The 22106-nt window shown below is 56.7% G+C and carries 19 protein-coding genes; 8 read left to right on the forward strand and 11 right to left on the reverse strand.

The window, feature by feature from the left end:
- Positions 1-3 precede the first annotated feature (3 nt).
- From CHB79_RS12655 to CHB79_RS12690, 8 genes are all read right to left on the reverse strand, one after another.
- Positions 4-342: a PAAR domain-containing protein gene (locus CHB79_RS12655; RefSeq protein ID WP_010487721.1), complete on the reverse strand. Its 339-nt coding sequence runs from the start codon at positions 340-342 to the stop codon at positions 4-6.
- Complete coding sequence (gene tssE / locus CHB79_RS12660; RefSeq protein WP_010487720.1) at positions 332-757, reverse strand: type VI secretion system baseplate subunit TssE; 426 nt, start codon at positions 755-757, stop codon at positions 332-334. The genes CHB79_RS12655 and tssE overlap by 11 nt, the downstream gene beginning before the upstream one ends.
- 6 nt (positions 758-763) lie before the next feature.
- Positions 764-2239: a type VI secretion system contractile sheath large subunit gene (gene tssC / locus CHB79_RS12665; RefSeq protein ID WP_089360181.1), complete on the reverse strand. Its 1476-nt coding sequence runs from the start codon at positions 2237-2239 to the stop codon at positions 764-766.
- Positions 2240-2264: 25 nt separating this feature from the next.
- Positions 2265-2771 (reverse strand): type VI secretion system contractile sheath small subunit, encoded by a 507-nt coding sequence (gene tssB / locus CHB79_RS12670; RefSeq protein ID WP_010487718.1) that lies wholly within the window; start codon positions 2769-2771, stop codon positions 2265-2267.
- A 33-nt stretch (positions 2772-2804) separates the two neighbouring features.
- Complete coding sequence (tssA, locus tag CHB79_RS12675) at positions 2805-4370, reverse strand: type VI secretion system protein TssA (RefSeq protein ID WP_089360182.1); 1566 nt, start codon at positions 4368-4370, stop codon at positions 2805-2807.
- Between the two features lie 458 nt (positions 4371-4828).
- On the reverse strand, positions 4829-5722 hold the full coding sequence (locus CHB79_RS12680; RefSeq protein ID WP_089360183.1) for a D-hexose-6-phosphate mutarotase: 894 nt from the start codon (positions 5720-5722) through the stop codon (positions 4829-4831).
- Between the two features lie 110 nt (positions 5723-5832).
- Complete coding sequence (locus CHB79_RS12685; protein WP_010487715.1) at positions 5833-7209, reverse strand: TRAP transporter large permease; 1377 nt, start codon at positions 7207-7209, stop codon at positions 5833-5835.
- Positions 7202-7747, reverse strand: a complete 546-nt coding sequence (locus CHB79_RS12690) for a TRAP transporter small permease subunit (protein ID WP_010487714.1) — start codon at positions 7745-7747, stop codon at positions 7202-7204. Before CHB79_RS12690 ends, CHB79_RS12685 begins: the two co-directional genes overlap by 8 nt.
- Positions 7748-7940: 193 nt before the next feature.
- Here CHB79_RS12690 and CHB79_RS12695 point away from each other — a divergent pair, with 193 nt between their 5' ends.
- Positions 7941-9065, forward strand: coding sequence for a TRAP transporter substrate-binding protein (locus CHB79_RS12695; protein ID WP_089360184.1), 1125 nt, complete (start codon positions 7941-7943; stop codon positions 9063-9065).
- 93 nt (positions 9066-9158) lie between these two features.
- Here the strand turns inward: CHB79_RS12695 and CHB79_RS12700 are convergent, their stop codons facing one another.
- On the reverse strand, positions 9159-9560 hold the full coding sequence (locus CHB79_RS12700; RefSeq protein ID WP_010487712.1) for an acyl-CoA thioesterase: 402 nt from the start codon (positions 9558-9560) through the stop codon (positions 9159-9161).
- 370 nt (positions 9561-9930) lie between these two features.
- Between CHB79_RS12700 and CHB79_RS12705 the strand changes: the two genes are divergently transcribed.
- The 6 genes from CHB79_RS12705 (at position 9931) to CHB79_RS12730 (ending at position 17904) form a co-directional block, all read left to right on the forward strand.
- Entirely contained in the window at positions 9931-10899 is a 969-nt protein-coding gene (locus CHB79_RS12705; RefSeq protein ID WP_089360185.1) for a phosphate ABC transporter substrate-binding protein PstS family protein, read from the forward strand.
- A gap of 167 nt (positions 10900-11066) precedes the next feature.
- Entirely contained in the window at positions 11067-13352 is a 2286-nt protein-coding gene (locus tag CHB79_RS12710) for an ABC transporter permease subunit (RefSeq protein ID WP_089360186.1), read from the forward strand.
- An 81-nt stretch (positions 13353-13433) separates the two neighbouring features.
- The gene (pstA, locus tag CHB79_RS12715) at positions 13434-15050 is read left to right on the forward strand and encodes a phosphate ABC transporter permease PstA (protein WP_425439603.1); all 1617 of its coding nucleotides are present in this window, start codon (positions 13434-13436) and stop codon (positions 15048-15050) included.
- 114 nt (positions 15051-15164) lie between these two features.
- Positions 15165-15998 carry a phosphate ABC transporter ATP-binding protein PstB gene (gene pstB / locus CHB79_RS12720; protein ID WP_010487708.1) on the forward strand — a complete coding sequence of 278 codons (834 nt, stop codon included), beginning with the start codon at positions 15165-15167 and terminating at the stop codon, positions 15996-15998.
- Positions 15999-16195: 197 nt separating this feature from the next.
- The gene (gene phoU / locus CHB79_RS12725; RefSeq protein WP_010487707.1) at positions 16196-16927 is read left to right on the forward strand and encodes a phosphate signaling complex protein PhoU; all 732 of its coding nucleotides are present in this window, start codon (positions 16196-16198) and stop codon (positions 16925-16927) included.
- Positions 16928-17016: 89 nt separating this feature from the next.
- Entirely contained in the window at positions 17017-17904 is an 888-nt protein-coding gene (locus CHB79_RS12730) for a response regulator (protein WP_089360187.1), read from the forward strand.
- 24 nt (positions 17905-17928) lie between these two features.
- Here the strand turns inward: CHB79_RS12730 and scpC are convergent, their stop codons facing one another.
- Positions 17929-19422, reverse strand: a complete 1494-nt coding sequence (gene scpC, locus CHB79_RS12735) for a succinyl-CoA:acetate CoA-transferase ScpC (protein WP_089360365.1) — start codon at positions 19420-19422, stop codon at positions 17929-17931.
- 225 nt (positions 19423-19647) lie between these two features.
- Here scpC and CHB79_RS12740 point away from each other — a divergent pair, with 225 nt between their 5' ends.
- Positions 19648-20544 carry a peptidoglycan DD-metalloendopeptidase family protein gene (locus CHB79_RS12740; RefSeq protein ID WP_089360188.1) on the forward strand — a complete coding sequence of 299 codons (897 nt, stop codon included), beginning with the start codon at positions 19648-19650 and terminating at the stop codon, positions 20542-20544.
- Between the two features lie 152 nt (positions 20545-20696).
- On the opposite strand, the gene CHB79_RS12745 is transcribed toward CHB79_RS12740, so the two are convergent.
- Entirely contained in the window at positions 20697-22037 is a 1341-nt protein-coding gene (locus CHB79_RS12745; RefSeq protein ID WP_089360189.1) for a hemolysin family protein, read from the reverse strand.
- Between the last annotated feature and the right edge of the window lie 69 nt (positions 22038-22106).

A 22106-nucleotide genomic window follows, 5' to 3' on the forward strand; every position in this document is an offset into this window, starting at 1 on the left:
GTATTAGCTGGAGGTATTGCCCTCCTTTGTGGCCATTTGCGCAGGCGCAATAAACTCCGCTGCTGTATGCGAACTGCCAATCACCACTGTGCCGGAGCCTGTTACGATCGGGTTGTTGTTATGGCTGGCCGTTGAGCCGAGCACCGCTGCGGGTTTGCCGTTGATCAGCACGTTCGGAATCACGGCGCTGCTGATCGCGCTGTCGCACGCGGTTTTGTCCCCGAGACGGGCGGCTCCCAGCCCATCAAACAGCACGTCGGAAGAACCTTCTACGATTGGGTTTTTGTTATGACCTGAACAGGCGGTCATATCGCTGATTCGCGCGGCGGGTTTACCAGACACGGGGCTCTCCTGCGTTAACGGTGACTTGGCCGCTGCCGTCCAGGCTGGCAGCGAAACTGACGCGGCGCTTGACGCCGGCTACTTCAAGCAGGCCTTCAATCGCGAAGGCCAAATTCAGTGGGTTATGGTCGCGCGGCATAGACACAACCTTGACCTCACGTAAACGGGGTTCGTACGCCTCGATAAAGCGTTCGATAGCGATACGCGCCTGTTGCAACGAGTCGTGCAATGACAAGCGCATATCGTTGAGATCGGGCAACCCGTAGTCGGCGAGCGTTTGCACGCTGCCGGCCCGGGTGCTGAGCATTTTTGCCAGGTGGGCAGCCACCGACGCCATGGCGCTTGCTTCACGCGTCCAACCGGCGCGTCGATCAAGTTCACCACCTATGCGTTCAAATAGACTGCCGTACGACATGGATGCTTATTCCTTATCCAGCTTGCCAACCAGCGACAGGGTGAAGTCCGCACCCATGTACTTGAAGTGCGGGCGCACGTTCAGGCTGACGCGGTACCAGCCTGGCTCGCCTTCAACATCGCTGACCACAACCTGAGCTGCACGCAGTGGACGACGGCCACGGATCTCTGCGTTCGGGTTTTCCTGGTCGGCGACAAACTGGCGAATCCACTTGTTCAGTTCCAGTTCGAGGTCGGTGCGCTCTTTCCACGAACCGATTTGCTCGCGCTGCAGCACTTTCAAGTAGTGCGCCAGGCGGTTGACGATGAACAGGTACGGCAACTGGGTGCCGAGCTTGTAGTTGAGCTCTGCGTTCTTGCCTTCTGCGCTGTTGCCGAAGAACTTTGGCTTCTGCGTCGAGTTGGCCGAGAAGAATGCTGCGTTGTCGCTCCCTTTACGCATGGTCAGGGCGATAAAGCCTTCTTCAGCCAGTTCGTATTCGCGACGGTCGGAGACCAACACTTCGGTTGGAATCTTGGTTTCGATTTCGCCCATGCTTTCAAAATGATGCAGTGGCAAATCTTCAACCGCGCCGCCGCTTTGCGGGCCGATGATGTTCGGGCACCAGCGGAACTTGGCAAAGCTGTCGGTCAGCTTGCTGGCGAAGGTGTAGGCGGTGTTGCCCCACAGGTAATGCTCGTGGCTGTTGGCGACGTTTTCCTTGTAAACGAAGCTTTTGACCGGGTTCTCTTCCGGATCGTACGGGTTACGCAGCAGGAAGCGCGGTACGGTCAGGCCGACATAGCGGGCATCTTCTTGCTCGCGGAAGCTCTGCCACTTGGCAAATTGCGGGCCTTCGAAGTGATCCTTGAGGTCCTTGAGGTCAGGCAAGCCGGTGAAGGCTTCCAGGCCGAAGAACTTAGGACCTGCGGCGGCAATGAATGGCGCGTGCGACATCGATGCAACGCTGGCCACGTATTGCATGGTCTTGATGTCTGGCGAGCTTGGGTCGAAGTAGTAGTTGGCGATAATGGCCGCCACTGGCTGGCCACCGAACTGGCCATACTCAGCGGTGTAGACGTGCTTGTACAAGCCTGACTGAACGATTTCCGGGCTGTCTTCGAAGTCTTCGAGCAGGTCTTGCTTGGAGGCGTTGATCAGCTCCAGCTTGGTGTTCTCGCGGAAATCCGTGCGATCGACCAGCAGTTTCAGGCCGCGCCATGAAGATTCCAGTGCCTGGAAGTTCTGGTTGTGCAGAATCTCGTCCATCTGGCTGCTGAGCTTGGCGTCGATCTCCGCGATCATGCGGTCGACCATGGCCTTTTTGACCGGCTCATTTTGGTTTTGCGGCTTGAGTAACTCTTCAATGAACGCCGACACGCCACGCTTGGCGATGTCATAGGCTTCGTCGTCTGGCGTCAGTCGGGTTTCAGCGATGATTTGGTCCAGAAGACCGACTTCGGTAGCTTGGCCGCCGGTGTCTTTTGCTGCGCTAGTGCTCATCTAATAGCTTCCTTGTTAATTGCGATCAGGATTCAAGCTTGCCTTGGGCAGCGAGTCCGAGTTCACCGAGTACGCGGTCGCGAGAGTCATCGTCGGCCAATACGCTTTCGATGGCTTTGCGGAAGGCCGGGGCATTACCCAGCGGACCTTTGAGGGCGACCAGGGCGTCACGCAGTTCCATCAGCTTCTTCAGCTCTGGCACTTGCTCAACCACGTTGGCGGGGTTGAAGTCTTTCATCGAGTTGATGTTCAGCTTCACGGCGAGCTCTTCGTCTGCGCTGTCTTCCTGCAGGCGGTTAGGCACTGCAAAGGTCAGGCTCAACTCCTGCTTCTCGAGCACTTCGTCGAAGGTGTTCTTGTCGATGCTGATCGGTTTACGATCTTCGATCTTGCGGTCGTCCTGACGCTGAGTGAAATCGCCCAACACCATCAATTTCAGCGGCAGCTCGATTTCTTCCTGGGCATCGCCAGTGGCGGGCTTGAAAGTGACGTTAATCCGTTCCTTAGGTGCAACTGAGCCTTCTTTGGCCATGGGAGTTCTCCTATTCGGTTATGGCCCGAGGGCCTAGTCCAGCACCACTTCGAGGTCGAGGTGGCACAACCTGCGGTAGATCTCATCCTTGTGTTCGCGCACAGCATGGTTCTGCGGCAACAATTCGCAGCAGTTATGCAGCATGTGCAGGACTTCGAGGGCGAGATCGGGTTCCCAGGCAGCAATGCCTGAGCTTTGAATCATCTGGTCAAGGGTGTCGAGTTGGGTCTTGGCCAATTCATACTTTTTGGCGCTGAAGCACAGCCTGGCGAGCGTCAGTTGCCAGAAAAAGGTTTCGCGACCGCCACGGGCCGACTCCATGGCTTTCTTGATTTGTTGCACGGCTGGCTTCAAACCCTCTTTGCGCAACAGGGGTAAAGCCTCTTGCAGGGCTTCATCCCAGGCGCGCTGGCTATCGCCGCCGCTGGCAACCGGAGCACTGGCTGGTTGCTGGGGCGTAACGTGGGGCATTACGTGTGAACTTAGCCAGGCCCGGGTTTGCTCGTCTGCAAAAGGCGTGGCGTCGTGAAATTGCAGCTCTTCGAGACCGCTCATGCGTTGCATGAACAAGGCCAGTTGGATTTCGATTTCAAGTGCCGCCGCTTCTGCATTCAGGCCTTGCAGGCATTGCCAGGCGAGATGCTGGCCATCAAGCCAGAAGGGAGCCCTGGCAATACTGGTTTCGAGGTCCACAAGCAGGTCGGCGTATTGCCCTTGCTGATAGCGCTCCTGATAGGCTTTCAACTTATCCACAGGCAGGCCACGCAGGCCGGTGACCTTGTCGGCATTGCGCTCCGGCAAGCTGTCGATGGGCAACCACAGCAGGGTCCTGGACAGCCGCAAGGCGCGCACGTCACTGACCTTTTGCTTGAGCCAATAGGCACACAGCGGGCGCGACTGGTCTTGCAGACTGCGCAACTGTTTGTGCGCGTCTTTTTCGCTATCGACCGATGTTGAGGCATGTAGCAGGCTGCTTGCGGTTTGCTTGACCTGGGCAAGCGCGCCGGCGACGCCTTTGTTTGAATCCTGCTTGCTTTGGCTTGCTCGCTTGATTTGTTCTTCCAGCCGTCTGCACAGTGGCAGCAGCAAGGGGGCATCAGTCCCAAGTTGTTCGGACAGATAGCCTTCAAGCTCGCGTAGTTTTGCCGCCAGATCACCGAACAGATCAAGCCTTTCGCCAACCGGGACGTCAGCGGCAAGGACTTGTTCCAGGCGTGGGGTCAACCAGCTGATTGCTGCAGCCCGGGTGCGTGCCTTTTGCGGGTAGAGATCGGCCCAATGGCGGGTGCAAAGTGCATGTAAAAGTACGATCCCCGCGTGCAGGCCGGCAAAGGATTCACGCTGGTAAAGCGCCCAGGCCAACCAGGCTGTTACCCGGATATCTTTGGAGTGGCTGGTAAGGATTAATTCGCTGGAGTCGAGTACTTTTTGCCAGTCAATCGTCGCCACTTCATGCAAAGCATTTGCCTTGCGAAGTTCGCTTTCGAGATGTTCGTATTCAGTTGAATAGCGAATATCGCTGCCAGCAAAGTTGTTGGCTGATATGGGCGTGTTTGCAAGCGATAGATAGCGTGCAGACAGCGTACTCGAATAGGTCATTCCCTGACTCGGTATAGTGTGGCGAACACATAAATGCAGCTTAGTTCACATTAATTGCTATAAGCTGACACTAAAAGTGCGCAACTTTTTGCGCACATTGTATGTGCAATAAGTTGCGCAAAGGTCTCTGAGGCCCGCATCCTATAGGCCTCGCTTCTGATAGGCAATATATCATCGCCTGAATTTATTGGTACTAAAGTTCAGAACTTAAGCCTGTCTCAGTGGTGTCACCGCGCTATCAGGCGCTTATAGCTATTTAAGCTCAGGCTGATATCCTTTGGGTGAATATTTAATTATGTGAAACAGTACAGATCTAAAGGTAGGGTTAGGTCACAAATGACTTTTGAAGTTATAAGCCAAATAACTTGGCCGGAGCTTGCTGGTTGCAGTCAATAATGGCTTTTTGCCTTCAAGTATGTTTTTAGGTTAATTGCTAGATGTAAATCGTTGATTATTGGTTATTTGTCGACCCAGATGTCGAGATGCAATTGATGTTCGCTTGCCGGGGCCAGCGTTACCATGTCCTCAAGTACGTTTGCGTGCTCGATGCAGAGCATCCGTTGCCAGGCCGCGTCATTGAATTGTGATAAGCGCCGGGCTTTATCTATCCATGGATTCCAGACCACTGCCGATTGCGAGCCCCGGTTGAGCAGGTTGATGGTGCGCTGCCAGCCAGGGTCGCAGATCTGCAGCTTGGCCGGCGGGTGCAGGTAAATCCGGTCGGTTTCACCGCTGAAATGCAAGGTTCCGGATTGGGTGAGGGTTTGCCAGTTGTCCAGCGTCTCGATGTAGTCGCAACCTTCTAGACCCTCAACGCCCACGGTATGGATGTCACTGACCGCGAAGTAAGTGTGCAGCGCCTGGCTGAAGCTCAGTGGCTGTTCGCCAAGATTGCGGCAGGCCAGACTGATGCTCAGACGCTCACCGAGGCGCACACTGAGTCTCAGTTCGGCTGCATGTGGCCAATGCGCTAGCGGCTGCTCAAGGGTGTTGTAGCTGAAGCTGATGCAGGCTGCCTGCTCATGCTGTTCAATTCCAGCCAGGGACCAGTCAATGCTGCGTACAAGGCCGTGTGCGCTGGCCTGTTGCGGCTGTTGGTGCATGGCTTGGATGCTTTGCGGGTTGCGTTGCAAATCGCCGAACCAGGGCCAGCACACGGGCACGCCGCCGCGCACGCTGTTACCGGGTTCCAGCCTGGCTTCTTCGCTGAGCCAGATGATTGGCCTGCCCCCTTCATGCCCGTAACCGAGGATTTGGGCGCCTTGCTGGGCAATCAGTAATTTGCTGTTGTTGAAGCGCAAGCTCCAGCAATCCAGCGAACCCTGTTTAATACGTTCAACGCCTGACGTCATCAGATTCTCCTGCACATGGATATTCAATGCCCTGGTTGTGGGCAACGGGCCTGTGCCTCAATGCAAAACGCCCGTAACAAGTACGGGCGTTTTGACCAAAGCGTGTTGCGTTAGTTGCCGTACACCTGTTCCGGCAGCCAAGTGATCAGCCCCGGGAATACGTAGGCGATGGCCAGCAGGAAGATCTGGATCAGGATGAACGGCAGCACACCTTTGTAGATGGTGCTGGTTGCAACCGATGCCGGTGTTACGCCCCGCAGGTAGAACAGGGCAAAGCCGAATGGTGGGGTGAGGAAGGATGTTTGCAGGTTGAGTGCAATCATTACCCCCAGCCAGATCGGGTCCAGGCCCATGGCCAGCAATACCGGGCCGACAATAGGCACCACCACGAAGGTGATCTCGATAAAGTCGAGAATGAAGCCCAGGAAGAAGATCACCACCATCACCAGGAAGAAGGCGCCAAGCACGCCACCTGGCAGCTGGGCGAAAACCTCCTCGATCAGGATTTCGCCGCCAAAGCCGCGGAAGACCAGGGAGAACAGCGAGGCGCCAATCAGGATCATGAACACCATGGAGCTGATTTCGGTGGTGCCGTAGGCAACTTCTTTCAACTGGGTAAAGTTCAGCTTGCCTTTGAGCGTCGCCAGGACCATCGCGCCCAATGCGCCAAGCGCCGCTGCTTCGGTTGGTGTTGCATAACCCGCCAGAATCGAGCCGAGTACTGCTGCAATAAGTATCAGCGGTGGAATCAGGGCGTTTGCCAGCTTGCCCCATTCAATTGGACCGAGTTCCTCTTGTGGCAGTGCCGGGAGTTTCTTTGGCTGAAAAATCGCCACGCCGATGATGTACAGAATATACAGGCCAACAAGCAACATACCAGGCAGGAATGCCCCGACGAACAAGTCGCCGACCGAGACCGTCTTTGGCGAGAAGATACCCATCTTCAACTGCGCCTGCTGGTAGGCGCTGGACATGACGTCGCCGAGCAATACCAGGACGATCGAAGGCGGAATGATCTGCCCCAGTGTGCCGGTCGCGGCCAATGTGCCGGTTGCGATTGCCGGGTCATAGCCGCGACGCAGCATGGTTGGCAACGCAAGCAAACCCATGGTGACCACGGTTGCGCCGACAATACCGGTGCTGGCGGCAAGCAAGGCTCCGACCACGCACACCGAAATGGCCAAACCGCCGCGCAGGGTGCCGAACAGTCGCGACATGGATTCGAGCAGGTCTTCGGCGACACGGGATTTCTCCAGCATCACACCCATGAACACGAATAGCGGCACCGCCAGCATCGTCTGGTTGTTCATGATGCCGAATAAACGGTTGGGCAGTGCGCTGAGGTAGGTGGCGTCGAAAGTACCGGTGACTATGCCAATACCGGCGAACAGCAGCGACACGCCGCCCAGGGTAAATGCGACCGGATAACCGGCCATAAGCGCCAGACAGATACAGATAAACAGCAGAATCGGCATTAACTCAACCATGCTTCACCTCCGGCTCGGGCAAACGACCGGCGAGCATGTAAAAAGCTTTGATGATGTCGGAGATTCCTTGCAGGACCAGGCCGGCAACCAGAATCAGGATGATGCTTTTTTGCAGGTAGACGAAGTGCAGGCCACCTGACTCGCTTGAGGCCTCTTTCGTGGCCCAGGAGTTGGCGACATAGTCCCAGCTACTCCAGCCCAGGAACAGGCAAAGCGGTAGTAGAAACAGCAGCGTGCCGAGAATATCCACCAGGGCTTGGCGTTTGCTGCTGAATTTCTGGTAAAAGATATCCACGCGTACGTGCGCGTTGCGCTGAAGTGTCCAGGCTGCTGCACCCATAAACACCAGGGCGTGTGCATAGAGGACGGCTTCTTGCAGCGCCGTGGCGCCGATTCCCAGGCCGTAGCGCAGGACGACTACAATGGCTGTTCCGATAACCAGAAATGCCGTTAGCCAGGCACAGGCCTGGCCAAAGCGTTTGTTTAACGCATCGATAATGCGCGCAAGTTGGAGCAAAAGGGGGGGCTTGTCGGACATGGTGAGTCCTTATCGTTATGGGTGAGAAAGCGGGCAGGCCGGTGATTCTAGGCAGCTCGTGATCATGCAGCAATGGCACTACAACTTTAGTCGCATCTACTAGGCTTGAGAGTCACTTCGCCCTATGTTACTCAGGCGCGGTCTGCTGACAGTGATCCTGTACTAAGACCAATACAACAAGAAGGAGCATTGCATGAAACGTCGTCAAATTCTCGCAGCAGCTGGTGTAGGCCTTGCCGCCACTGCCTTGGCGGGTTGTAACAAAGAAGCTGATTGCAGCAAAGAAGTCGCTGCAGGCAGCGCTGCCAAGCCCCAAGAAGGCGGCGGTGGAGAAACGTTCCATTGGAAAATGGTCACTTCTTGGCCAAAAAATTTCCCAGGTGTGGGTGTTGGCGCAGAAAATTTCGCCAAACTGGTTAATGAAATGAGTAAAGGCCGCCTGACCGTTAAAGTCTATGCGGCCGGTGAACTGGTTCCTGCACTGGAAGTATTCGACGCTGTTTCGCGCGGTACTGCAGAAATGGGTCATGGCGCTCCTTACTACTGGAAAGGCAAAGTGCCTGCTGCGCAGTTCTTCTGTGCCCTGCCATTTGGCCCCAACGCGCAAGAAATGAACGCCTGGCTGCACAAGGGCGGTGGCTTGCAGTTGTGGGAGGAGGTGTACAAGCCCTTTGGTGTCCTGCCGATGGCCTGTGGCGCGACCGGGGTGCAGACTGCGGGCTGGTTCAACAAGGAAATCAACTCGGTTGATGACTTCAAGGGCCTGAAAATGCGTACGCCGGGTCTGGGCGGCGAAGTGCTGACCAAGATGGGCGGTACCGTGGTCAACATGCCGGCCGGTGAGATTTTCACTGCGCTGCAAACCGGTGCGATCGATGCTACCGAGTGGATTGGTCCTTACAACGACCAGGCGCTGGGCCTGCACAAGGCAGCCAAGTACTACTACACGCCAGGTTGGCAGGAGCCGAACGTCACCTTCGAGCTCGACGTCAACATCAAGGCATGGGAAATGCTGCCTGCCGACTTGCAAGCTATCGTGCGCGCCGCTGCGCGTGACATCAATGGCGACATGCTCGACGACTACAACGCCCGTAACATGGAAGCCATGGAGCAGCTCAAGAAAGAGGGCGTCGAAGTACGCCGCCTGCCTGATGATGTGTTGGCCAAGCTCAAGGGCATCTCGGCTGAAGTGGTTGATGCCACTGCTGCCGCTGACCCTGCCGCGACCAAGGTGTGGGCGCAACAGAAGGCATACCTCGAGCGCCTGTATAAGTATGCCGAGGAAAACGAAAAGGATATCTACAACATTCGCGGTTAATACCGGGGACCTTTGTAGCGCAATTAAAAACGCCGGCTCAATAGCCGGCGTTTTTGTGTGCGGTTTGCTGGCCGAGGGTGGCGTTTACTTTGCTTAGCGCCGTGGCGGCACTGGACGGGTTCGTCCGCTGCCATCTATCGCGACGAAGACAAAAACGGCCTCGGTAACCTTGCGCCACTCGCTGGAGAGTGGGTCGTCGCTCCAGACTTCGACCAGCATCTGTATCGAGCTGCGGCCGACTTCAAGCTCCTGGGTGTAGAAGGATAACTGCGCGCCAACGGCAACCGGGACCATGAAGGCCATGCGGTCAACGGCCACTGTGGCCACGCGTCCCCCTGCGACTTTGCTCGCCATGGCGGTGCCCGCCAGATCCATTTGGGAGACGAGCCAGCCACCGTAAATATCACCAAAACCATTGGTTTCACGGGGCAATGCAGTGATTTGCAGCGCTAAATCACCTTGTGGGATTGGGTCATCCTGTTCGAAGTCATTCATAGACGTAACAGCTCGCGGCGCGGTTGTTGTTATGGAGCGCTGAAGTCAAGCGCATGGCGAGTATACCGACTGAGTGGTCGCTGGGCGACTTTAAGCCATCAATAAGCCACAAATTCAGGTGCTGTGAGCGCTATTGCACTGCTGGACCCCGCAACAATTGGCTGATTCTGAGTGTGTAGCCCCCGTTTGTAATCGGTTTTCGCCTTGGTCATTGCTGATCTTGAGGGCCTCAGGTCCTGGAGTGGGCAGCAATGCAGGCAAATTAATAGTAGACGTCATCTAACTGTCACATTGTTTTCATAGATTGGTCACACGGCCTGAAGATACTTGGGCCCGTTCCATCCAACACTAATTCTGCTAGGAGCAAGGCATGAAACTTAAGCGTTTGATGGCGGCCATGACTTTTGTCGCCGCTGGCGTTACAACCGCCACCGCGGTTGCCGCTATCGACCCGGCTCTGCCGACCTATGAAAAAACGTCCGGCGTATCCGGTAACCTGTCGAGCGTCGGCTCTGACACCCTGGCTAACCTGATGACCCTTTGGGCCGAGAACTACAAAAAGTTCTACCCGAACGTAAACATCCAGATTCAGGCGGCAGGCTCCTCTACTGCGCCACCGGCGCTGACTGAAGGCACTTCCAACCTCGGCCCGATGAGCCGCAAGATGAAAGATGCCGAGTTGCAAGCATTCGAAGAAAAATACGGCTACAAGCCGACCGCGGTTCCGGTTGCTATCGATGCCCTGGCTGTTTTCGTACACAAGGACAACCCAATCAAAAGCCTGACCATGGCTCAGGTTGATGCGATTTTCTCGGCAACTCGCCTGTGTGGCGAAGCCAAGGAGATCAAGACCTGGGGTGACGCTGGCATGACCGGCGAGTGGGCGAGCAAGCCGATCCAGCTGTTTGGCCGTAACTCGGTATCCGGTACTTACGGTTACTTCAAGGAAGAAGCGCTGTGCAAAGGTGACTTCCGTTCCAACGTTAACGAACAGCCAGGCTCTGCCTCGGTGGTTCAGTCGATCTCCAGCACTGTTAATGCCATCGGTTACTCGGGCATTGGCTACAAAACCTCCAGCGTTCGCGCTGTAGCCCTGGTCGACAAGCAAGGCAAAGCCGAAGAGGCCACTGAAACCAACGCACTGTCGGGCAAATACCCGCTGTCGCGCTTCCTCTACGTCTATGTCAACAAGGCGCCGAACAAGCCTCTGAGCCCGCTCGACGCGCAGTTCCTGAAAATGGTTCTGTCCAAGCAGGGTCAAGAAGTTGTAGTCAAGGATGGTTATATCCCGCTACCAGCCAAAGTGGTTGAGAAAACCATGAAGGAACTGCAGCTCTAAGCAGCGCCTGGTTGCGTGAAATGATCTGATGTACCGACGCCCGCGCTCAGAGTTGAGTGTGGGCGTTGTCGCGTCATCGGGCTGTAACCTATCTGTCATATAAGACCGTTAGATTTGTGCCTCCGCTGACTCAAGGCGCGCGCCCACAACCGCCCAGAGATCCTCGAATGAACGACTTGGCCAATGAATTCATGAACACATCCCCCGATAGCAGCCAACGAATCGACTTCAATACGCCTGTCTTGCTGCGTAAGCGCCGTACTCGTGCGCTCAAGGACCGTATGGCGCGGTGGTACGTTTCGATTGGCGGGCTGGCGGTGCTGGCAACCATCACCCTGATTTTCTTCTACCTCGCCTATGTGGTGATGCCGATTTTCTCCGGTGCTGATCTCACTGCACATAAAGCCCAGCAGCCAGCCTGGCTTGCAGATCAGGGCGCTCCGCTGATGCTTGCGGTTGAAGAGCAGAACAAGGTCGCGATGCGTTTGAACAGCAACGGCCATGTGCAGTTTTTCAAGCTCAAAGACAGCGCCCTGCTGAACAGCATTGATTTGCCAATCCCGGCAGGTGTAAGCATCTCCTCATTCAGTGAAGACCAGCCCGGCAGCCGCCGTACCGTAGTCGGCCTGTCTGACGGCAGCGCGCTGGTGTTCAAGCAGAACTATGCGGTGACCTACCCGAATAACGTCAAAACCATCACCCCGGTCATTCAGTACCCCTTTGGTGAAGAGCCAATCAAGCTCGATCCCCAAGGCCGTGCGCTGGAGCATGTAGCCGTTAGCATCAATGGCGACAATGTATTGCTGACCGGCTCGACAGGCACCGAGTTGCACGTACTGTCGATCGTCAATGAAGAAAACCAGTTCACCGGTGAAACCAGCCAGGAGCAGCAGGCTGTTGATTTACCGCAGATCGCCGAGCCGATCAAGGCGATGATTATCGACCCACGCCAGCAATGGCTGTATGTATTCAATGGCAAGGCCACTGCCGATGTGTTCGACCTGCGCAGCAAGACCCTGAACGGGCGCTACAGGCTGCTTAAAGGCGATGCCGAGGTGACTACAGTCAGCCCGCTCCTGGGGGGCATCTCGCTGTTGGTCGGCGATAGCAAAGGTGGCATCGCCCAGTGGTTTATGGTGCGTGATAACGACGGCAAGTCTGTGCTGACCCATATCCGTGGTTTCCAGATGAAGGACAGCCCGATCACTCAGTTCATGCCCGAAGAGCGCCGCAAGGGCTTTATGGCAATGGACAGCCAAGGCAACCTGGGCCTGTTCCACAGCACGGCGCACCGCACATTGTTGATTGATCCTGTTGCAAAAGGGGCCAGCGTTGCGGCTTTGTCGCCACGGGCCAACCGCGTACTGATCGAGTCTGGCGGGCAGTTGCAAACGTTCAAGGTCGATAACCCCCATCCAGAGGTTTCCTGGAGCTCCTTGTGGGGCAAGGTCTGGTACGAAAGCTACGACGAGCCAAAGTACATTTGGCAGTCAACCTCAGCCAACAGCGATTTTGAGCCGAAGCTGAGCCTGGCGCCCCTGACCTTCGGTACGCTCAAGGCCGCGTTCTACGCCATGCTGCTGGCTGCACCACTGGCCATTTGCGCGGCAATCTATACCGCCTACTTCATGGCACCGGCCATGCGCGGCAAGATCAAGCCGGTCATCGAGCTGATGGAAGCACTGCCAACGGTCATCCTTGGCTTCTTTGCCGGACTCTTTCTCGCGCCTTATGTCGAGGGGCACCTGCCCGGAATATTCAGCTTGTTGTTGCTGACGCCGATAGGGGTGCTGGTTGCCGCTTTCCTATGGAGTCGCCTGCCTGAGCGCATCCGCCTAGTGGTGCCGGAAGGTTGGGAAGCTGCGCTGCTGATCCCGGTGATTCTGCTGATCGGCACGGTTTCATTGTCGATGAGCGGGCACATGGAAAACTGGTTCTTCGGCGGCGATATGCGCTCATGGCTGAGCAACGACCTGGGCATCGCATTCGACCAGCGCAACGCCTTGGTCGTTGGCCTGGCAATGGGTTTTGCAGTGATCCCGAATATCTACTCGATTGCTGAAGATGCCGTGTTCAGCGTGCCCAAGAGCCTGACATTCGGCTCGCTGGCACTCGGCGCCACGCCGTGGCAAACCCTGACCCGCGTGGTGATCCTGACCGCCAGCCCGGGCATTTTCTCGGCACTGATGATCGGCATGGGGCGCGCCGTGGGCGAAACCATGATCGTACTGATGGCCACCGGTAATACGCCCATTATGGACATGAACATTTTTGAGGGGTTGCGCACCCTGGCCGCCAACGTTGCGGTCGAGATGCCTGAATCGGAAGTCGGCAGCAGCCATTACCGAATTCTGTTTCTTTCTGCGCTGGTGCTGTTGAGCTTTACCTTCGTGATGAACACGTTGGCAGAAGTCATTCGAACCCGCCTGCGTAAGAAATACGCCTCGCTCTAAGACTCAGGAAGGTAGACGTCCGTGAACGTGAAAAAGCAAAATCTCAAATCCTGGTTCAAGAGTGGTTCGCCCTGGGTCTGGATGACCGCCAGTGGTGTATCCATTGCCGTGATCATGACCGTAGGCCTGCTTGCCGTCATTGCTACTCGCGGTTTGGCGCACTTTTGGCCTGCTGATGTGATCCAGGCCTCCTATCAAGTACCGGGTGAAGCCCCGCGCTTGATGGCAGGCGAACTGGTCCAGGCTGAACAGGTAACGCGTGCGCGCCTGGCCTCTGCAGGCTTGCCTGTTGATGTGCAGGGCGGCGAGTTTATGACCCGTGAGCTGTTCAAGGTCGGTAACCGTGACATCAACGGTGCGGACTTCAGCTGGGTTGTCGACGAGTGGATGAAAGATGCCAGCACGCCGAAAGACATCGTGGCGGTAGAGCGCCGTGAGTGGGGCAACTTCTACGGTTACCTGGTCAACGTCAAGGAAAACGGCAAGTTGGTCGCTGAGGGCGATGCTGCCTGGGATGAGCTGCAAAAGCGAATAGCCCGGATCGACCAGTTATACAGCCAAATCTCGACGCTGCAGAAGAAGGACATTGGTCGGATCAACTACGGTCTTGAAGGCTTGCGCCTTAAACAGCGCAAGCTGGAGCTGGATAAGCAACTGGACGCAACCAGCCAGGCCAACCTGGATGCCGAGCGTGCGCAGTGGGATGCCGAATACAAAGTGCTGGAAGCACAACTGCTCGACCTGCATAACCAGTTCAATCGCGACAGCGTGACCCTCAAGACGGTAGACGGCACAGAGAAGGAAATGAGCCTGGGCACTGTGGTTCGCGCCTATATGCCCAATGCCATGGGTACCACTGAAAAGTTGGGTTTCTACTTCTCCAAGGTGTGGGAGTTCGTCAGTGACGAGCCTCGCGAAGCCAACACCGAGGGTGGTATTTTCCCGGCGATCTTCGGCACAGTGATGATGACCTTGATCATGGCGGTGATTGTTACCCCCTTTGGCGTTCTGGCCGCGATCTATCTGCGCGAGTATGCCAAGCAAGGGCCAATGACCCGCATCATCCGCATTGCGGTGAACAACCTGGCGGGTGTCCCGGCGATTGTGTACGGGGTGTTTGGCCTGGGGTTCTTCGTCTACGTGCTGGGCGGGTCGATTGACTCGCTGTTCTTCCCGGAAGCTGCGCCAGCGCCAACCTTTGGTACTCCAGGCTTGCTTTGGGCATCCTTGACCCTGGCTATTCTTGCCGTGCCAGTGGTGATAGTCGCGACTGAGGAAGGCTTGGCGCGTATCCCGCTTGCATTGCGTGAAGGTTCGCTGGCATTGGGGGCAACCAAGGCCGAAACCCTTTGGAAAGTAGTGTTGCCAATGGCCAGTCCGGCGATGATGACAGGCTTGATCCTGGCCGTGGCCCGCGCGGCGGGTGAAGTTGCGCCGCTGATGCTGGTGGGTGTGGTCAAGCTGGCCCCGGCGCTGCCGGTGGATGGTAACTATCCCTACCTGCACCTGGATCAGAAGATCATGCACCTGGGCTTCCATATCTATGACGTGGGCTTCCAGAGCCCGAACGTTGAAGCCGCACGGCCTTTGGTGTATGCCACTGCGTTGCTGCTGGTGCTGGTAATCGCGCTGCTTAACCTCAGTGCAGTGTTTATTCGTAACCACCTGCGCGAGAAGTACAAAGCGCTGGATCATTAAGCATTTTGAGCGCTGCACCCTGGTGTGCAGCGTCCGATCAACGAACTATCAGGAACCTTGAAAACGGAGCAAACGCAGTCGTTTTCAGTGGTTCCTCAGCGTAGGGAGCGTCTCATGCAGCACAGTACACCGACCCATGGTATCGACATCTCCGCCCTTGGCCGTGAGAAACAGGGCCTAGATCTAAGTAAAGAAACCACTGCCATCCAAGTGCCGGGCCTGAACCTGTACTACGGTGATAAACAGGCGCTGTTCGATGTCAAGATGGACATCCCCAAGCAGCGCGTTACTGCGTTTATTGGCCCCTCGGGTTGTGGTAAATCGACCCTGCTGCGCACGTTCAACCGGATGAACGACCTGGTCGATGGTTGCCGCGTTGAAGGTGAGGTCAACCTCGACGGCACCAATATTTACCGCAAGGGCGAGGACGTGGCTGACTTGCGCCGCCGTGTCGGCATGGTGTTCCAGAAGCCGAACCCCTTCCCGAAAAGCATCTACGAGAACGTGGTCTACGGCCTGCGCATCCAGGGTGTGAACCAGAAGCGTGTGCTTGATGAAACCGTCGAGTGGGCGCTGAAAAGCGCAGCCTTGTGGGATGAAGTCAAAGACCGCCTGCACGAGTCCGCATTGGGTATGTCCGGCGGCCAGCAGCAGCGCCTGGTGATTGCCCGCACCGTGGCGGTCCAGCCAGAAGTCCTTCTGCTGGATGAGCCATGCTCGGCGCTCGATCCGATCTCGACCCTGAAAGTCGAAGAGTTGATCTACGAACTGAAGTCCAAGTACACCATCGTTATAGTGACCCATAACATGCAGCAAGCGGCGCGGGTGTCCGACTACACCGCGTTCATGTACATGGGCAAGCTGATCGAATACGGCGACACCGATACCCTGTTCACCAACCCGGCCAAGAAGCAGACCGAGGACTACATCACCGGTCGCTACGGTTGATCGCCCCGGCCATGCCTGACGTCGCTGAGCTGCGGCGGCGATGCTAGTACTGCCTGCGATCGCCTTCTTGCTCGGCGCCCCAAGCAAAGGCCGGTGTTGGAATCGTTGGAGGGGTAAGAGCAAAAGCTCGATCGGCATTGATGTTTAGCAAGTAACCCTTTTGTATTTAACTAATTTCGCGTCGCAAGGGCTTGAGCATGATTAATAAAGACAGTCTTACTCATCACATTTCACAGCAGTTCAACTCCGAGCTCGAAGAGGTGCGCAGCCACCTTCTGGCAATGGGTGGCCTGGTTGAGAAGCAGGTCAATGACGCGGTCAACTCGCTGATCGAGGCCGACTCGGGCCTGGCTCAACAAGTGCGTGAAATCGATGACCAGATCAACCAGATGGAGCGCAATATCGATGAAGAGTGCGTGCGCATCCTGGCCCGCCGTCAGCCTGCGGCCTCTGACCTGCGCTTGATCATCAGCATCTCCAAGTCGGTTATCGACCTTGAGCGTATTGGTGATGAGGCGACCAAGATTGCCAAGCGCGCCATTCTGCTCTGTGAAGAGGGCGAGGCGCCTCGTGGTTATGTTGAGGTACGCCATATCGGCGGCCAGGTACGCAAGATGGTGCAGGAATCGCTGGATGCCTTCGCCCGATTCGACGCGGATCTTGCGCTGTCCGTGGCGCAGTACGACAAAACGGTCGACCGCGAATACAAGACCGCACTGCGTGAGTTGGTGACCTACATGATGGAAGACCCGCGCTCGATCGCGCGCGTGCTGAATATCATCTGGGCCCTGCGTTCGCTGGAGCGCATTGGCGACCATGCTCGCAACATCGCTGAGCTGGTCATCTATCTGGTGCGTGGCACCGATGTTAAGCACATCGGCTTGAAGCGCATGCAGGAAGAAGTCGAAGGTACGGGTAAAGCCAAGTAATCCGTTTCTGGCGCACACAAGGCCAATTGTCTGTTGGCCTTTAGCTACTCTCCCGGACTATGCTAGTCGAGGTAGATAGGGAGGGGTAGATGAGTAAAGTCCGCGTTCTGATTGTTGATGATGCAAGCTTCATCCGTGATCTGGTCAAGAAAGGTCTGCGCGATCACTTTCCCGGTGTGCAGATCGAAGAGGCTGTGAACGGTCGTAAAGCGCTGCAATTATTGAACAAGCAGAGCATCGACCTGATCCTCTGCGACTGGGAAATGCCGGAGATGTCCGGGCTTGAACTCCTCACCTGGTGCCGCGAGCAGGATAACCTCAAGGCCACGCCGTTCATCATGGTCACCAGTCGCGGTGACAAGGAAAACGTGGTTCAGGCGATCCAGGCTGGCGTTTCGGATTTCATCGGTAAACCCTTCTCCAATGAGCAATTGGTCACCAAGGTCAAGAAAGCATTGCATCGCGCCGGCAAGCTTGAGGCATTCGCGCCGAGCCAGAAACCTGCCAGCAATGCCTTTGCCAATGACTCGCTCGCCGCGTTGACCGGCGGCAAGGCCGAGGTGCTCAAGCCCGCTGCGCCAAGAACACCAGTGGCAACGCCAGCCCCGGTTGCCAGCCCCAAGCCGAGTGCGGCGCCTGCAGGTCGGGGCCAGGGCAGTTTGCGCCTGCCAGGTGGCAGCATGGCGTGCGTTATCAAGGCGCTGAGCCTCAAGGATGCACAGTTGCTGGTCAAGCGCGGCCAACTGTTGCCGCAAGTGCTGGAAAGTGTCGTGCTCGACCTGGAGCAGGGCGAAAGCTCAGAGATTGCCCGGCTCAATGGCTACTTGCACGCGGTTGCAGCCTTTGAGCCCAAGGCCGACAGCGAATGGTTGCTGCTGACCTTGCGCTTTGTCGACAGTGACCCGCAAAAGCTGGATTACCTTTCGCGCCTTATCGCCCGCGGCACCGCGCAAAAGCATTTCACTCCAGGCGGCTGATAGCGCTTGCTGGCCAGCCTTTGCCTAGCTGGCGAGCATACGACCGCATTCTTCCAGATTGATATGCCAGCTCATGGCTTCGCGCAGGAGGTGCGGCGTGTGGCCGCCCTTGGCGCAGGCTCGCTCAAAATAGTCGAGCAGCGGGGCACGGAAATCCGGATGCACGCAATTCTCAATGATTGTGCGGGCGCGCTCACGCGGTGCCAGGCCGCGCAGATCGGCAAGCCCCTGTTCGGTCACTAAAATATCGACGTCATGCTCGGTATGGTCGACATGGCTGACCATGGGTACCACGCTGGAAATTGCGCCAGCTTTGGCAATCGACTTGGTAACGAAAATCGCCAGGTGTGCATTGCGGGCAAAATCGCCTGAACCGCCAATGCCGTTCATCATCCTGGTGCCGCCCACGTGGGTCGAGTTGACGTTGCCGTAGATGTCGAACTCCAGGGCGGTATTGATCCCGATGATGCCCAGGCGGCGAACCACTTCCGGGTGGTTGGAGATTTCCTGCGGGCGCAACACCAACTTTTGCTTGTACCTGTCCAGGTTGTCGAATACATCGGCATTGCGTCGGCCAGACAAGGTGATCGAGCTGCCGGAGGCAAAGCGCAGCTTGCCTGCGTCGATCAGGTCGAATGTCGAGTCCTGCAGCACTTCGGAATACATGCTCAGGTTCTCGAATGGCGAATCAATCAGCCCGCACATCACTGCATTGGCGATGCTGCCAATACCTGCCTGCAATGGGCCCAGTTCATTGGTCATGCGCCCGGCGTCGACTTCAGCCTTGAAGAAATTGATCAGGTGATCGGCGATGCCCTGGGTTTCGGCATCCGGCGGCAGCACCGTCGAGGGAGAGTCAGGCTGGTTGGTGATGACAATGGCTGCAATCTTGGCCGGATCTATGACGATTGCGTTGGAGCCGATGCGCTGTTCAACCTCAACCAGTGGGATTGGGGTGCGGGTGGGCCGGTAGGTCGGGATGTATATGTCGTGCAACCCCTCCAGGTTGGGGTTGTGCGCCATGTTTATCTCGACAATGATGCGCTTGGCAAAGACCGCGAAACTGGCTGAATTGCCCACGGATGTGGTCGGCACTATATGCCCTTGCTCGGTGATGGCTACCGCTTCAATTACCGCGATGTCGGGTAACTTGAGTTGGTGGTTGCGCAACTGTTCGACTGTTTCCGAGAGATGCTGGTCGATAAACATCACCTGTCCCTCGTTGATTGCCTTGCGCAGCGTCGAGTCGACCTGGAATGGCATGCGCCGGGCCAGAACACCGGCCTCGGTCAGCTGTTTATCCAGATCGTTGCCCAGGCTTGCACCTGTCATCAAGGTAATTTGCAGTGGCTGCATGCGGGCGCGCTCGGCCAGCGCCTGGGGCACCGCCTTGGCTTCGCCTGCACGGGTAAACCCGCTCATCCCGACCGTCATTCCGTCCTCAATTAACAGCGCGGCGTCCTGCGCGCTCATTACTTTGTCTAGTAGGTCGGGGCGACGAACACGATTCATGCAAATCCTCAGGCAGGCCATAAATTAAGGGCCCGCAGTCTAGGCCCACATGGCCATAAAACCTCTAGTACCAAAGTCCAATGGAAAGCTCTATTGCAGGGGTTTTGGGCGACCGGTCGTCGGTTGTGGTAGAGATACAGCGCACATCTTTGGACAAAGCATCTCGTGCCACGTCTGTGTGGCTGCTAATCTGCCGATTCCGGACACTGAAAAATATAAGATCCGAACGATATGCTAGGGCGCTTACTACTTCTCTTCAGTTTTATGACTGTGGCCGTTGATGCTGCGGCCGTGACAATCTACAAGTACACCGATGCCAATGGCGTGGTGACCTACACCGACCAAAAGGCCGCCGGTGCGCAGGTGTTTGTGTTCCGTGACCGTATGGTTGAGAGCCTCGACAGCGAGGTAAAGCTGGAGACCCTCAAGCATGCTGCCGGTGAAACCCTGTTGGTGCGCAACGACCTCTATGCGCCGGTTCAGATCGAACTGAGCATCAACAACGCCGAGAACGCCGCTGGTGTGCCTGATAAGCCAATCAGCTGGATCCTGGCGCCGCGCAGCAAGATTCGCCTGGCCACGCTGGCGCCCTTGGATGCCAGCAAGCCGCTGCGCTACAAAACCAAGCTACGTTACGCCATGGGCGACCCACGGTTGATCCCGACGCAAAAGAAGTATCCGCTGCCTTGGCGTGGTGGCCCGTTTAGCCTGAGTCAAGGGGCCAACGGCAAGTACAGCCACTTCGGGCCTAAAGGCCGCTATGCATTGGATATCGCCATGCCTGAAGGCACGCCTATTGTCGCGGCGCGCGCAGGTGTTGTGGTCAAGATCGAGAACCAGCAGAGCGGGCGCGGCAACAACCCGGCCGGCAACTTCGTTCGGGTGCTGCACAAGGACGGCACCATGGGCGTGTACCTGCACTTGATGAAAGGCTCGGTCAAGGTTGCCGAAGGTACGCACGTCAAGGTTGGCACACCGCTGGCGCTCTCGGGTAATACCGGCAATAGCACCGGCCCGCACTTGCACTTTGTGATCCAGCGCAATGTCGGCCTGGCCCTGGAGTCGATTCCTTTCGACTTCTCGCAGCCAGTCAATACCCTGCCGAACTTTGCCGTGGGCGGCGATTAGCTAGCCTCGCAGGCAACCAAGCATGCCGAGCTTCAATCTATGTCCCTGGCAAATACCCCAAAGCGCCATAAGTGGTGCTTTGGGGTGTGCTTGGTTTGATTGCGGGTTGTGTCGCGAGTGGTTGGCGGGCTGGACTGCGGCCAATCAACCGCTCAGTTCAACTTGACCACTTTGGCCAGCACTATCTTTGGCCCTTTCATCTTCTTGACGATGATGCGCAGGCCTTCGACTTCGAGCACTTCCTCTTCCTCGGGCATGCGCTTGAGCGTTTCGTAGATCAGCCCGGCCAGGGTCTCGGCCTCGATATGGTCGAGGTCGATATTAAGCAGCCGCTCGACCTTGAACAGGGGCGTATCGCCGCGTACCAGCAGTTTGCCTGGCTGGTAGGCGAGGATGCCGCGCTCGGTCTTGCGATGTTCATCCTGAATGTCGCCAACCAGGGCTTCGAGTACGTCTTCCATGGTCAGGTAACCAATCACCTTGCCGTCTGCTTCTTCAACCAGGGCGAAGTGCGAGCCGCCCATGCGGAACTGCTCCAGCAGGTCGGACAGGGGCATATGGCGACTGACCCGTTCCAGCGGGTGCATCAGGTCGCCAATCTTCAGTGCCGAAGGCAGCATCTCCAGCAACGACAAATGCAGCAGCAGGTCCTTGATGTGCAGCACGCCGACAAACTCGCCCTGGGTTTCATCGTAGATCGGGAAGCGGCTGTACTTGTGGCGGCGGAATACGCTGAAAACTTCATCCAGCGGCGCATGCAGGTCGATGTAGACCAGGTCTTCACGGGAGTTGGCCCAGTCGACCACCTCCAGCTCGCCAAGCTCAACGGCCGAGGCCAGCACGCGCATGTCCTGATCGCTCGGGTCGCGAGCGCGGCTCGAGTGCAAGATCAACTTGAGCTCGTCGCGGCTGTAATGGTGTTCGTGATGTGCGCCAGGCTCACCCTGGCCTGCAATGCGCAAAATCGCATTGGCACTGGCATTAAGCAGGAAGATCGCCGGATACATCGCCCAGTAGAACAGGTACAGCGGCCCGGCAGTCCATAGCGACAGCAGCTCTGGCTTACGAATTGCCCATGATTTTGGCGCCAGCTCGCCGATGACGATATGCAGGTAGGAAATAATGAAGAAAGCGCTGAAAAAGGCGATGCCACTCACCAGTTTGGGTGAGTCTATGCCCAGGCTTGCGAGCAAGGGTTCGAGCACCTGTGCGAATGCTGGCTCACCGACCCAGCCAAGGCCCAGCGAGGCCAGGGTAATGCCCAATTGGCAGGCCGATAGGTAGGCGTCTAGTTGATTGTGGACGGTGCGCAGGATATGCCCGCGCCATCCATTCCTGGCGGCGAGTGTTTCAACCTTGGTCGAGCGCAGTTTGACCATGGCAAATTCTGCGGCAACGAAGAAGCCGTTAAGCAGAACCAGAAACAGAGCGAACAAAATGAGGCCGAAGTCGGCAAAGTAGCTTGCAGCAGAGTAACCAGTCGAGGGGTCCATACAGGATTCAGATAGCTAATGACCGCTAAAGGTTGGGGGCAGATGGTTCGCTTTGCAAGCCTGGTATCA

Origin of the sequence: Pseudomonas segetis (genome assembly GCF_900188155.1) — a bacterium.
Lineage (GTDB): Bacteria > Pseudomonadota > Gammaproteobacteria > Pseudomonadales > Pseudomonadaceae > Aquipseudomonas > Aquipseudomonas segetis.